Source organism: Leptolyngbya sp. NIES-2104 (assembly GCF_001485215.1).
GTDB lineage: Bacteria > Cyanobacteriota > Cyanobacteriia > Leptolyngbyales > Leptolyngbyaceae > Leptolyngbya.
Map to the genome: position 1 here is coordinate 948,336 of NZ_BBWW01000001.1, position 13,670 is coordinate 962,005.

13 protein-coding genes are annotated in these 13,670 nt (G+C 46.5%); 3 read left to right on the top strand and 10 right to left on the bottom strand.

All coding sequences use genetic code 11. From position 1 onward, the window contains the following. Positions 1 to 4 precede the first annotated feature (4 nt). The 4 genes from NIES2104_RS04350 to NIES2104_RS04365 form a co-directional block, all read right to left on the bottom strand. The gene (locus tag NIES2104_RS04350; protein ID WP_058996090.1) at positions 5 to 1,330 is read right to left on the bottom strand and encodes a protein kinase; all 1,326 of its coding nucleotides are present in this window, start codon (positions 1,328 to 1,330) and stop codon (positions 5 to 7) included. A 231-nt stretch (positions 1,331 to 1,561) separates the two neighbouring features. After that, the gene (locus NIES2104_RS04355; protein WP_058996091.1) at positions 1,562 to 2,005 is read right to left on the bottom strand and encodes a hypothetical protein; all 444 of its coding nucleotides are present in this window, start codon (positions 2,003 to 2,005) and stop codon (positions 1,562 to 1,564) included. Between the two features lie 22 nt (positions 2,006 to 2,027). Beyond that, positions 2,028 to 4,052 (bottom strand): FHA domain-containing protein, encoded by a 2,025-nt coding sequence (locus NIES2104_RS04360; RefSeq protein ID WP_058996094.1) that lies wholly within the window; start codon positions 4,050 to 4,052, stop codon positions 2,028 to 2,030. A 4-nt stretch (positions 4,053 to 4,056) separates the two neighbouring features. Continuing rightward, positions 4,057 to 4,590: an FHA domain-containing protein gene (locus NIES2104_RS04365; protein WP_058996096.1), complete on the bottom strand. Its 534-nt coding sequence runs from the start codon at positions 4,588 to 4,590 to the stop codon at positions 4,057 to 4,059. 228 nt (positions 4,591 to 4,818) lie between these two features. On the opposite strand from NIES2104_RS04365, the gene NIES2104_RS04370 reads away from it, so the two are divergent. Together NIES2104_RS04370 and NIES2104_RS04375 are read left to right on the top strand one after the other, a co-directional pair. After that, on the top strand, positions 4,819 to 5,910 hold the full coding sequence (locus tag NIES2104_RS04370) for a glycosyltransferase family 4 protein (protein WP_058996098.1): 1,092 nt from the start codon (positions 4,819 to 4,821) through the stop codon (positions 5,908 to 5,910). Continuing rightward, positions 5,907 to 6,806 carry an LD-carboxypeptidase gene (locus NIES2104_RS04375; protein WP_058996100.1) on the top strand — a complete coding sequence of 300 codons (900 nt, stop codon included), beginning with the start codon at positions 5,907 to 5,909 and terminating at the stop codon, positions 6,804 to 6,806. Before NIES2104_RS04370 ends, NIES2104_RS04375 begins: the two co-directional genes overlap by 4 nt. Here NIES2104_RS04375 and NIES2104_RS04380 read toward each other — a convergent pair. The 6 genes from NIES2104_RS04380 to NIES2104_RS04405 form a co-directional block, all read right to left on the bottom strand. Next, a complete protein-coding gene (locus tag NIES2104_RS04380; protein ID WP_263970910.1) occupies positions 6,791 to 7,363 on the bottom strand; it encodes a Uma2 family endonuclease in 573 nt (190 codons plus the stop codon). The two genes, NIES2104_RS04375 and NIES2104_RS04380, sit on opposite strands and share 16 nt — an antisense overlap. 23 nt (positions 7,364 to 7,386) lie before the next feature. After that, on the bottom strand, positions 7,387 to 9,189 hold the full coding sequence (locus tag NIES2104_RS04385; protein ID WP_058996102.1) for a M61 family metallopeptidase: 1,803 nt from the start codon (positions 9,187 to 9,189) through the stop codon (positions 7,387 to 7,389). A gap of 59 nt (positions 9,190 to 9,248) precedes the next feature. Beyond that, on the bottom strand, positions 9,249 to 9,941 hold the full coding sequence (locus tag NIES2104_RS04390; RefSeq protein ID WP_058996106.1) for a Crp/Fnr family transcriptional regulator: 693 nt from the start codon (positions 9,939 to 9,941) through the stop codon (positions 9,249 to 9,251). A 62-nt stretch (positions 9,942 to 10,003) separates the two neighbouring features. Beyond that, on the bottom strand, positions 10,004 to 10,855 hold the full coding sequence (locus tag NIES2104_RS04395) for a 3'(2'),5'-bisphosphate nucleotidase CysQ (protein ID WP_058996108.1): 852 nt from the start codon (positions 10,853 to 10,855) through the stop codon (positions 10,004 to 10,006). Positions 10,856 to 10,927: 72 nt separating this feature from the next. Beyond that, positions 10,928 to 11,107, bottom strand: a complete 180-nt coding sequence (locus NIES2104_RS04400) for a hypothetical protein (RefSeq protein ID WP_058996110.1) — start codon at positions 11,105 to 11,107, stop codon at positions 10,928 to 10,930. A 3-nt stretch (positions 11,108 to 11,110) separates the two neighbouring features. After that, entirely contained in the window at positions 11,111 to 12,190 is a 1,080-nt protein-coding gene (locus NIES2104_RS04405; RefSeq protein WP_058996112.1) for a PIN/TRAM domain-containing protein, read from the bottom strand. A gap of 287 nt (positions 12,191 to 12,477) precedes the next feature. Here NIES2104_RS04405 and hemW point away from each other — a divergent pair, with 287 nt between their 5' ends. Then, positions 12,478 to 13,641, top strand: coding sequence for a radical SAM family heme chaperone HemW (hemW, locus tag NIES2104_RS04410; protein ID WP_058996114.1), 1,164 nt, complete (start codon positions 12,478 to 12,480; stop codon positions 13,639 to 13,641). Positions 13,642 to 13,670 lie beyond the last annotated feature (29 nt).

Sequence of the window (13,670 nt, forward strand, 5' to 3'; positions counted from 1 at the left end):
GTTGTTACAGTCGAATTTCTGCGATCGTGTTACCGAAGTGAATCTTTAAGCCAGATTCGAGCGGCAACATTTGGAGCGGTTGGATGTCTTGTGATGTTCCGAATACTTTCCAGGAAACATCAGATAGATTTTGCAGAATCAGTTGATTTTGATCGAAGCGGGGGATCACTCGCGCCGCAGGTTGAGAAAAATCGTAAGGACAATCGCGATCGAGATGATGCGGATACAGCAGCGTATCAAAGTTCAACATCACCATTGCTCCAGAATCGAGTCGCATTCTGGCTGGAACTTCTAGCGGTTGCTCACATCGCCAGCAGTGTTTTGCTACCGCGCTTCTAAAGCTTTCAATGTCGTAAAAGTTCTCAGCTTCACAGTGCGGACAGTAAAAGATCGAATCCCGCAGTTTTACCATCGTCGATCGCCATAAACTTTCGCGCACTCTGCCCTCTCTTGGATCGCGAAGCCCGATCGTAAAAGACTGAACGAACAGCGCTTTCAAGAACTGCGGATAGATTGACCAAAACTCGATCGCGTTGGCTCCCGCTTCGATCAAATGAGCCTCTGGAAGTGCTGCATTCGATAAATTGTTCGGATCAAAGATGAATACTGGATCAGTTCCACAAATCCGCATCCGAGCGGGTAAATCCAAGCAAGAAATATCTAATACTTTTTTGCCGTAAAGCGGATGGTGATTGTGTAGTAAGCAGAACAATAACACTGCGAGTGAATAGCGATCGGTTTGCTGACTCGGTAATGCTTCTCGACGAACGACCTCTGGAGCCATAAAGTCGGGTGTGCCGAGCACTCCACCGCTCGTAGAACCATCGATCGTCACATTATCGTTATCTCCGATCAAAACTTTTCCAGAGTGAGGATGAAAGTAAACATTGTTAAGTGAAATATCTCGGTAGCACAATCCTCGGCTGTGAAGCTGGAGAAAGCTATCTGCCAACTCTAGCCCGATCGTGGATAGCACTCGAAAGCTCAGCTTCACTCTACGTTTTACTAAGTCAACAGTGCTAAGATAGCCTCCCTCTCGAAGCTGCATCACATAGCCGAAACCGGAAGTCTCTGGAGAAGTGACGATCGCAAAGGGCCAAAGAAACTGATCATTCGGAGCTTCTAAATGAACAATCTCATTCAGACGCTCTAACAATCCGAAATCCTGATGAATGTAGTAGGAGTGAAACCATTTGAGTGCAACAGATCGATCGCTCAATCGTGCTCGATAGACTTCGCCCTGAGTCCCGCTGCCCAGCAATTCTTCAATCTGGCAGGATAGACCCATTGTGGTTTGAATGCACTGCTGCGGTGATAAAAGCTGGCTCATTGTTCCCTCGCCCAAGCTCACAGACTCATTCTGGATCGAATTTCCTCTGTGGAGATTGCACTTTTATGTAGTTCTCAGTGCAGGAAACAGATGCAACAATGATTCGTGAACGGCATGAAATCTGCCCTCACCCTAAATCCCTCTCCCCAGGGAGAGGGACTAAGATTCTTGCTCCCTTCTCCCTAGGGAGAAGGGTTGGGGATGAGGGCAGATTTCGCTATTATTATCAAACTAAACCGACCAGCGACCGATCCACTCGCCGCCTCGGAACCGCCAACGCGGAAAGAGTAATCGCATAATCACCCAAGAGCTTAGATAATCCGCAAGCCAAACTAAACTGTAATGCAGCGCAAACAAATCGAGATGTGCTGCCGCTTGTTGAGTTCCCGGTAGTCCTATCCAGCGAATTGCACCCGCGAGAAACAATCCTTCCACGATCGCGGCTCCGAACTGAAACAATCCGGGCCAATCATGATCCCACATAAACTGCTGAAGCTGATGATAGAGAATGTCCCAGCACAACCCAAACCCCCAAACATACAGCAAGACCCAGAAGTAAACGGTTCCCGGTGTATGACCAATCAATCCGGTTGAAAATAAAGAGCTTACAGCGACTCCGATCGTGGCAAGCAAAAATGTTCGAGTTTGCCACCGTCCAATCAATGTAGGTGTCATGTTAGTTTCCTGCTAAAAACAACTAAGGTGCTTGATTTGCTGACCATTTGAGCCATTGAAACACCGATCGCAATCCGACAATAAATCGCACATTCGGGGCGCGGAATCGTGCCAAACTTTCCACGGCTCGATGAGCGGCATACTGCAAACCCAGGAAGGTATCGACAGGTGCATAAGGTCCACCGAGTGTGATGATCCCGGCGGCATACATGCGAGCGCGATCGTTCCGCATTTTCTTAATTTCAAAGCTATTCTCAACGTGCAATCGTCCTTGAGGATTAAGGTCGAGATTGTAATGCGTGATCATATCTCCTAGCAATGGATTGTCTTTCGGGTCTGAAATTAACCCCGTACAGTCAATGACAAAATCTGCTTCAATCTTGTCAAAGCCAGGATAGTCACGATTTTTCACATAAGTAATCGGCTTGCCATCCGGACTCCGTTCGACCTTTTCCACTTGACCGAATTTGAGAACATACCATCCTTCTTGAATGCCTTGTTTCACAATCTGTCGCCAGCGATGACGGCTTGCTGTCGTCGTCCCACCCCAAGCTTCTAACAGTTCTCGCCGTTTGAGTGGATCAGACGATTCTAAGCGCGATCGCATATCTCCACCCCAAGTCGCTTTGGGCCAGTTAAACGGCTGAAACTCCCACTGGTTCTCAACATACCGTTTCGCGACTCCGAATCGATTGCCTTTTTTGTGCGTGCGGCTAAGATGCACGATCGTAATTTTCGGATTCTGCTTCCGAGCTTCGTAAACGCGATCGAGAATCTGCGATCCCACAATTCCAAAGCCACGAACTAACAATGTTCCACCATGCTTTTCTAAATGCTCAAAAATATGATCATGCGGTTCATATCCTTGAACGACTGATTTCAAATCGCCTGTTGTTTCTCGATAGTGTTGTAAATCTGGCAATAGTTTCAATGCCGGATAGCCAGTTGCAAGATGAATATATCGAGCAATTAAAAATCGATAGTTTGGTGCACCTGGCGGACGAGTTGCAGAATATGCAATCACATAGCGTCCATCCTCGGTTTTCCGAATGCTCCGCACACTGCCATACCGCCACATCCGATCCCAGCTAATTCGTGCTGCTTCGCGATCCATTGAATCAAAAACGTCTCTGGCTCTCGGTGTGTAAGTATCAGCGATCGGTTCAGCGAAAACTTGCCATAAAAATCCGAATGCAGATCCGACTTGTCCCGTGCTAATCGATCGACAAGCATCCCTCAGTGCATATCCTGGAAAGCCCCAGATATTGTCAGGGCAAGAATCTGACCCCGATCGAATTCGCTTGTATCTGGGAATCTGACAATTTCGCAACAGTGTTTCATACCGCTTGTACGGCTTTTCCTGAATGCTCAATACTGCAATTTGCTCAGATTTCACACCAGAAATCCGCAGCATATCGGTAAACACGAAGCTGCCCATGCCGCCCCCGATCGAGGCGTATTCAATTTCATCGATCGGAAATCCAGAAGCGTGAAGTGCAGAAACCGAGACCCGTTCAGCCGCAAACAATGACTCAGGCGGAAACGATGAACGTGCAGGAGTTGGAGGCTTAATCTGGGTTTGAATGGCATCCGTTTCAGGATTAAAAATAATCGTAGACGGTCGCGCTGCATCTTGAGGAACAGCCCCGACCTGAGAAAGCGGAGTGACGATCGTGGGTAATTTCGGTTCAGCGATCGTCGGCTGTGACATCGGTTGCAGAACCGTTAAAGTAATGTCATAACCACCAATTTGCAGAACATCACCACTATTAATCAAGCGTTGCTGACCTTGAAATTTTTCGCCGTTCAACGAGCAACCATTCGCGCTTCGGTCTTCCACGATCAACTGGTTTTGCTCAACGGTAATCCAAGCATGAAATCGAGAAATTTTGCGATTGGCATCGAGCAGCACGAGTTGAGAAACAGGTTGACCATTCTCTGTTTTAGGAAGCTGGTCTATCTCTCGACCAATTGCGATCGGAGTCTCGAATTGGTATTGCTGCTGTTCTTCAGTGATGGGATCATCCCAAGTGAATTGAATTTGCATACACTTAAGCCTGAGGAATGACGTAATCGATCATCGTGGCACCGAGCACTTGATAGCCGCAGTGACAGGTAAGTAACGAATAATCAGCCGGAAGAATATGTGCGCCTTTAGGATTTGTACATTTGCAAACAAATCGAGGGGCTTGAACCGCTTCCTTCTGTGGAGTTTGCTGTGAGTCTATTTGAAGAAGCTTCACTCGAAGTGTCATTTTTCCGAGTTTAATTTTGCTGTTTTCTGCAATCGGAAGCTCCTGATCAATTACAGTTTGTCCATCAACAACTACGGGATTCGGTGGAATGCGATCGCGAGTCATATTCCGAAGATAAATCTGCTGGGCTGCCTCATTCCAGAACAGTTCAATGTGCAGACCGGAAACCGTTCTTTCGATGCTGCGATCGGGATGGTGTAACACGAGATCACAACGTTCTCGATCGCGTCCGATCCGAATCGTTCCACCCTGTTTTGTTTGATCTTGGGATGATACGGTTTGTGAACAGTTGCGATTGTCTTCCTGCCATTCCAAAGTAAGGCGGTACATAGCTAATCCAACCTATAGGTGAATGTATCGTTATCTTAATTTCAAGAACACCACACTTAGCCTACCTGTCCATTCCAGTAGATACGATGCAGTTTTCTGCAAGGATGAGCAAGCTTCCTTGAATTCATCATTGTTGTTCAGCTTTCCGGAGGAAGCCGATTTGATCACGGAAATTTTTAATTTGCTTAAATGTTTGTAAAATAAGCAAGCTCATTTCACATCAAGGCTGTGTCTCAACTTCCTAAGCTCAATCTTTTGTTACTCTCGACTCCAGTTGGTGCGATCGGATCTGGACTCGGTGGCGGTGTTGAACTGACCTTAACGAATATTGCTCGATCGCTCATCAATCTCGGTCATGCTGTCACGGTCGTTGCTCCTGAAGGCTCAGTCTTAGACGGAATTCCGCTCGTCCAAATTCCCGGCAATCTCCAAATTACAGCGCAATCTCAAGGACGCGATGCACCGATTACCTTACCTGCAAATTCAGTACTCAGTAACTGCTGGAACTATGCGCGTCAAGTTCAACACCAGTATGATGTGATTATTAACTTTGCTTACGATTGGTTGCCGTTTTACCTCACCCCATTCTTTGACTGTCCGATCGCGCATTTAGTGAGCATGGGTTCGCTGACTGATGCAATGGATCACATTATCGGCGAAGTTGCTGAACAGTTTCCAAATGCGATCGCAGTTCACAGTCTCGCTCAAGCGGATACATTTTCGTTTCGCGATCGCTGTTTTAATCTCAAGAATGGCTTTGATCTATCTCAATACCAATTCAATTCAACCCCAAACAATCATTTAGCTTGGGTTGGTCGAATTGCTCCCGAAAAAGGGCTAGAAGATGCAGTCGCCGCCGTTCAACAGCTTGGAATTCCGCTGAAAATCTGGGGTGTGATTCAAGATAAAACGTACTGGAATCATGTTCGATCGAACTATCCGAATGCACCAATTGAGTACTGCGGCTTTCTCTCGACGCAAGACTTACAGCAAGCTTTAGGACAATCTCGCGCATTGTTAATGACTCCACATTGGATTGAAGCGTTTGGAAATGTTGCGATCGAGGCGTTAGCTTGTGGTGTTCCGGTGATTGCTTATCGTCGAGGAGGTCCAGCAGAGATTGTAAAAGAAGGTGAAACGGGATGGTTAGTTGAGCCAGATAGTATTACTGGATTAGTTGAAGCGATTTCTAAGTTAGAAAAGATCGATCGTGCAAATTGCCGTCTAGATGCTGAGCGCGAATACTCTTTATCAGCAATGGGCAAGCGTCTGGAAATTTGGCTCGATCGCATTGTACAATCGCACAATTTACCCTCATGAAGCGCTGTCAACCTCCCGCCCCACTCCAACCCGGTGATCTCCTGCATGTGATTGCTCCCAGTGGCACACTGCGCGAATTTACCGCATTCAATCAAGGCATTGAAGTTTGGAGACAGCGAGGCTATCAGGTTGAATTGATGCCAGGATTTGACGATCGACAGGGCTATCTGGCTGGCACTGATGAAAATCGCCGCACTCAATTGTTAACGGCTTTCAAAGATCCGAACTGTCGCGGAATTTTGTGTGCTCGTGGCGGTTGGGGTGGCGCAAGACTACTCGAAAAATGGCGATTTCCAGCCGTTGAACCGAAATGGTTAATTGGATTTTCAGATATTACTAGCTTGCTGTGGGCATACGCAGAACAAGGAATTTCTGGTGTTCATGCACCATTGCTAACCACGATCACATCTGAACCCGATTGGTCAAAAACTCGCTTATTTGATTGGGTCGAAGGTCGTTCTCTTCCTGCACTTCAAGGCTCAGGTTGGGGAGATGGTCAGGCTTCCGGCTTGTTGCTTCCTGCCAATCTAACCGTTGCAACACATCTATTGGGTACACCTTGGCAACCGGATTTTTCTGGCGTGATTTTAGCGATCGAAGATGTCACCGAAGCTCCGTATCGTATCGATCGAATGTTAACTCAATGGCGCTTGTGTGGAGAGTTTCGCCACATTCGCGGCATTGCGATCGGTCGATTTAGTCAATGTGATCCGCCTGCGAATGTTCCAAGTTTCAGTGTCGAAGAAGTTTTACGCGATCGACTTTCTGATCTAGGAATTCCAATTGTTACCGACTTGCCATTCGGTCACGATGGCGAGAATGCTGCTTTACCTGTCGGAATTCCAGCCGAAATCGATGGCGATCGGGGTATTCTCAGTTTTCAAGCAAATACTTGATCGATTGCAATGCTAAAACCAACGAGAACTTTCTGAGTCGAAATCGTTTGTCCTGAGCTAAAAACCTGCCAAGATTGATCGATCGTTTTGACCATGATTAATTTAGCTTCAGGGAAGACGAGCCAGACTTCTTCGCAACCGGATTCCAGGTATTCGATCGCTTTGGCAAATAATTCCTCTGCATCGTCAGTTGGTGAAGCGACTTCTGCAATCAAAGGATAGCTTTGAGGTGCAGTTTGAAGCTGACTAGTTTGAGTGAGAACAACGGGAGGCAGATAAGCAACATCAGGTCGTCTTCCTTGCTTCAGCGTTCTACAAGGTAGTTCAGGTGAAGCTTCTCCACCAGGTTCATGAATAGCAGCATAATCGCTCCAATATCTGCCAATTCGACCCTGCACAATTCCATGCTTAACCGTCATTCCTGTTTTCTCAACTAATTCGCCATCGACCCATTCCATGTCCTGTGGAGGATTTGCAATAAAATCCTCCAGGGTAAATGGCTTAGAAGGTTGTTCCTGAATTGGAGCCAGAACTTCTTTTGGGGCAGTTGTAATCACTATTTTTCTCCTTAAGCCTGATTTTAGCGTGAAACGGAAGTCAGCGAAACACCAAGCCATTGTTCAAAGTTTTGCTGCTGAACAGTAGAAGGATTCTCAATAAAGTCGATCAAATAACTCGTTGCCCGTGGTTGTCCCAAGACAAGCGATCGCTGTTTCAATTCATCTCCATGAAACACAGTGACAGTGATCGTATCTCCCGGTTGATAGTCTTTCAATCGCTCTTCAAATTGTCCAGAACCGACTCGCAATCCGTCGATCGCAAGCAGTTCATCGCCTGAATCGATCGCGGCTTTCTGAGCAGGCGAACCCGTTTCCACAAACTTGATCATTTCTCGTCCACCTTCAGACTTCACCGTCATTCCAGTGAGCGGCGCTAAGTTCGGATTGTCCGCATTCGATTTCAGTCTCAATCCGAAACCTGCTAAATACTCATCGAATGGTAATTCTTCTGTGCCGTGAAGATATCGATCGAAGAAATTCGTCAAATCAAATCCAGCAACTGATTCGATCGTCGTTTTCAATTGCTCCGGTGTGAACCCGATTTCGTCTTTCCCAAATTGCTGCCACATAATTCGCATCACATCATCGAACGATCGCTGATTCTGATGCTTAATCCGAATTGCTAAATCAAGTAGCAACGTAACCATCTCACCTTTGAGATAGTAAGAAATCTGAGAATTCGCGCTGTTTGCATCAGGTCGGTACAACTTAATCCAAGCATCAAAACTCGATTCACTCAGAGGTTGTACTAAACGTCCTGGTGTCGTTAAATAGCGAGAAATTTCTTGACCTAAAGCATTCAAGTAAGCTTTCGCGTCGTAGATTCCTGCACGATACGGAAACGCTAAATCATAAAAGCTCGTTGTGCCTTCACTAAACCAAAGAGACGGAGTGTAATTCTCGCCATCATAGTTAAAAACTTCGAGCGCTTTGGGGCGAATTCGCTTCACGTTCCACAAGTGAAAGAATTCGTGTGCGACGAGTTGAATAAAGCGATCGTACTTTTCTTTCGCTCGAAATCCAAGCCGCGAATAAATCAATGAACAGCAATCTTTATGTTCTAGTCCACCAAATGAATTCGCTGTCAAATGTAATAAGAAGAAATAGCGATCGTACGGCAATCCTCCAAACATTTTCGCTTCAACTTCGATCACTTTCTTGGTGTCGTGAAGAATGCGATCGATATCCAGCTTTCCTTCTCCCCAAATCACAAATTGATGCAGTTTTCCTAACACTTCAAACGAATAAATTTGATGCTGTCCAATTTCAAAAGGACTATCGACTAATGTATCAAAATCTTTTGCTTCAAACGTACTCGGTTCCACCTCAGAAAGCGCAGTCACCACTTTCCAATCTGCACGAGGCGGAACGATCGTCACTCGAATCGGCTGCTTCTCAAATCCAGGAATGTAAAAGAACAACGCCGCCCCGTTAAAGTAGCCGTGATTTTCATCAAGGTGATTCGTTCTAACCGTTAGCTCATTCGCGAAAATCTGATAGCGAACCTCGATCGACTCTTTCCCCTCGGTCTGAATCTGATAATGATTCTTTGCTAATTTCTGCGAAGGTAAATCAGATTTGAAGTTCTGCAAATGCCGCGAATATTCCCGCACTAGATACGATCCGGGAGTCCAAACGGGCATTTTGAGATCAAGCGTGGGTGATTCCCAGCCTTCAACGCGCAATGTCACCTCAAAGAGGTGTGACTCTGGTGCAGGCATTGCGACAGAATACTGAATCGACAAAGCGCGAGGCGGCGAAGAGTTTGAGGACTCGTCTTCTAACTGTAGCGATCGAGCAATTTCAAACTCTTCTTTGTTCATAACGCTTCACTCCGGCAAATGAGACACTCCTCTCCATCATGCCGCAATGAGTGCTATCGTCACCCCTTTTTAATTGCTAATTGAGTCAACTGTTTTAGATTGACTAGATGAATCACTTGCTGACTGGGATTGACTTGAATCCAGCCTTTGCTATCAAGCTTCTCAAGAATTTTGCTCGTTTCCTCGACTGAAATATCAGTCACATCTGCCAAATCTTTCGCCGGAATGTTAAAGATATCAACTCCTGCCCCAGAAGGCTGCCCATAATTTTCAGCCAAACTCACCAGCGTATTCACTAGCTTGATCGCAGCAGGTTGATTCCGCAACTGAAAGCGATAATTCGTCTGCCGCAAGCGTCTCACCATCAGTTGCAGCATTCGATGATGGAGTTGTGGATCTTTAAACAAAGTCTGGATAAAGCGCTGAGCCGAAATGCTCATCAGTCGCACATTTGAAAGCGCAATTACATCCGTCGATCGTGGCGACTCATCCAAAATTGCCATCTCACCGAAGAAGTCACCCCGACCTAAAATCGCCAGCGTTGAGACATCTTCGCCTGTGCCAGAATGCCGCCGCACTTTGACCCAGCCCGAAACCACAAAATAGACGGCATTACCCCAAGCATCTTCCATTAAAACGGCTCTGCCAGTTGGGTACTCATGCTCAGTGGCGACAGAAAGCAACCAATCAAGCGTTTCTGGGTTTGCTGCCGCCAGTAAAGGAAATAGCTCACTGAATACTTCAGTCTGCATTGGACGATCCACGGGGGAGAGGGGTCGATATTATCGTTCCCCATTTCCATCCGTGATACACATCACACGAGAATTTGGGGATCAAGAATAGCTCTCAATCGCGGTAAAAGTGCCTCGACTGCCGCAACTTGACCGATGACGATCGCTTGCTGATGCGCCAAACTTTCGAGGTTCAAAACCTCCGGTGTGAACTGGATTGGATTGCCCTCAAGATCGCGACAGACCAGTCCGGCAGCGTGAGCGATCGCGAGCGGGGCAACGGTATCCCAGAGTTTCACCCGCCGATTGAGATATAAGTAAACGTTTGCTTTCCCCAGCACAACGTTCATGACTTTTAGCCCAAAGCTACCCGGCGATCGCAAAAATTCAATCTCAGGAATCGAGGCAGAAATCTGACTTGCCGTATTTCTAAAATCCTTGTCCCCGATGATCACACGATACGAGTCCAAACGCACTTTCGGAATGTCACACGGTTCTGGCGCTTGATCTCCTAAACATTGCCAAACCCCTAACTCTTTTCCGCCATAGTAGAGAATGTCCTGTTCAGGCGCGTAAACCCAACCTGCGATCGCTGTTTGATTTTCTAACAATCCCACTAATACCGCATAGTCGGGATCGCCGTGAATGAAGTCTTGTGTGCCATCGAGCGGATCGATACACCAAAGTCGATCGTAGTTTGCTTGATAGCGTTTGCGAGATTCAGCGTTCTCTTCGGTGATAATTCCGTCGTTCGGAAACAGATTCGAGAAGAATTCGGAAAGTTGTCGATCGAGCGCTTGATCAACCGTTGTGACAAAATCGCCCGGCTCTTTCTGAAAGACTTCGTAATTTTGGACGGAAAGGGTTTTCGCTTGTTGTCCACACGATCGGACAATCTGACAAATTTTGGTGAGGTGGTCGGGAGTCAAAATCATGAACCGAGGGGTGAAGGATGAGAGCGATCGTAAAAGACGAATTTCTAAAGCACAACTGACAATGTGCAGATTTTACCGTTTATGCGCTTTCCAAGTCCCGCCGTAGACATAGAACGGATTATCTTGACTCACGCGATTCCAACACTCACGACAAACAAAAATCCACTCGCCGGACTCATCGTATTGAATACGGTAGAGAACAGGAGCGGATTTTGCACAGAGCGAACAGGGTTTTTCTCGATCTCGACTCATAATTTAAGCGAGGGCTGAAGCTTTCGGTTTGGCGAAAATCATCCGACCTGCGGACGTTTGCAGAGAACTGGTCACAACGACTTGAAGTTCGCCGCCAACGTAGCTGCGACCATCTTCGACGACAACCATTGTTCCATCATCGAGATAGCCGATTCCTTGAGCAGGTTCTTTCCCTTCTCGCAGAATCTTCAAATCGATGCTGTCTCCAGGCAGATAAGACGGACGAATCGCCTGCGTTAAATCATTAACATTCAAGACCGGAGCTTTCTGAACGGTTGCAACTTTATTGAGGTTGTAATCAGTCGTCAATAGAGTTCCGTTGATTTCCTGAACGAGTCGAACGAGTTTCGCGTCAACGGTCGGAATATCATCGTAATCGGCAGGATGAATCACAACGCGATCGGGGTAACTTTCCCGAATTCGATTGAGAATGTCTAAACCTCGCCGTCCTCGAACGCGCTTTTGATCATTGGAAGCGTCTGCAACCTGCTGAAGTTCTTGTAGGACAAACTGTGGAACGAGTAGCTGTCCTTCTAAAAATCCAGTGTCGAGCAGATCGGCAATCCGCCCGTCAATAATGCAGCTTGTATCGAGAACTTTAGTTGTTGCTGCTTTGATCGTGCCTTCGGATAACAAAAGCGTTTCGGCACTGCTCGGATTGATCAACCGTAAAAGCGATCGACCATGCACATCCGCAAGCGACATTCCCGAAACCGCAAACATAATGCTGCCGACCACAGCCGTTAGCGGCTTGAGAAACGAGAACTCAGGCGGAATTGGCAGTAAAAATGTTGGTGCCAGCAGCAGATTCGCGACCAGTAGCCCCATGACAAGACCGATCGCACGACTCAGGAGCGTGTAGGCTGGAAGCTGACGGATCTGGCGTTCGAGCCGCCGGAAAGCGCTCTGAGCAATTAGCCCGATCGCTAAACCAAAAATCGCGCCGAACCCCGCACAAATCCAGCGCAGTGCATCCGGATTTGAGACTTGTTGCAGCACACTTCCAGGCAACGCTTCGATGCCTCGAAAGCCCGTTCCCGCCCCTGCTAGGATGAATGAGATGATGATAATTGCGTCAAGCATAATGGAGATGGAGACGCATGAAGCGCGTCCTCACGGGAAATTTGCTAGTCAAGCAACCCGGTAAAGGCTCTGAATTCGTGTGAAATCGTTGAATTTAGCAAACTGCTTGACTTGGGTTCATTATATCCTGCTTGTCTAGCGATTCCTGCGCCCAAATGCTTATCTGATGGGGGGTTTACCCGACTCGACTCGTGTTTTGTGATACAAAGTTTATCGTTTTATGAGAAATCGATCGCTGCTTTTGCCATTCCATCCCCGATTCAAGTTTGAAAAATAAGTCTCACGTTATGGAATTTAATATTCCAAGTTCCGCGTATGTGCACATTCCCTTCTGCCGCCGCCGCTGTTTTTACTGCGATTTTCCAATTTCTGTGGTCGGCGATCAACGCAACGGCAATAATTCTGGAACGATTATTCAGTATGTTGAAAAGCTCTGTGAAGAGATTGAGCAAACCAATCGCTTTGGTGAGCCATTAAGAACTGTATTTTTTGGTGGAGGAACGCCTTCGCTTTTATCAGTTTCACAATTTCAACAGATTTTAGAAACGCTCGATCGACAATTTGAAATTCTTCCAAGCGCAGAAATCTCAATGGAAATCGATCCCGGCACGTTTGACTTATCGCAAATCAAAGGATTCAAATCAGCGGGAGCCAATCGAATTAGTTTGGGTGTACAAGCCTTTCAGTCTGAAATTCTCAAAGCGTGTGGTAGAACTCATACCGTTGAAGAGATTTACAGTTCGATCGACTTACTTCACCAAGCAGGCATCGAGAATTTTAGCTTGGATCTCATCTCAGGGTTACCACATCAAACGATCGAGATTTGGCAACAGTCACTTGAAAAAGCGATCGCGCTTTCTCCGACACATTTATCGATTTATGATTTAACGATCGAGCCACAAACACCCTTCGGTAAGCAGTTAAAACCCGGTGAGAAACCTTTACCTTCAGATGAATTAACGGCTGATCTTTATCGAATCGCTCAGCGGACTTTGACCGGTGCTGGTTATGAGCATTACGAGATTTCAAACTATGCGAAATCAGGCTATCAATGTCAGCATAATCGAGTGTATTGGGAGAATCAATCGTTCTACGGTTTTGGGATGGGAGCAACGAGTTATTTGAATGGCGATCGCGTTTCTCGACCTCGAAAACTTCGAGAGTATTACGATTGGATTAAAGAGCCACATTCAACGAATGAAGTAGAACCAATCGAGTACTTATTAGATAGTTTGATGACTGGGTTGCGATTGAAAGAAGGGATTAGCTTAGAGCAATTAGTAGAGCGATTTGGGGAAAATGCGATCGCTCAAATTCTCGACTGCTTAAAACCCTACGAGAGAGCCTCCTGGGTTGTAATTACACCCGAAAGAATTCAACTAACTGATCCAGAAGGTTTTCTATTTTCAAATGTTATTTTGACAAAACTGTTTGCTAAATTTGAAGCATAGATTAACAGCGAAAAAACTCATCAAATTTG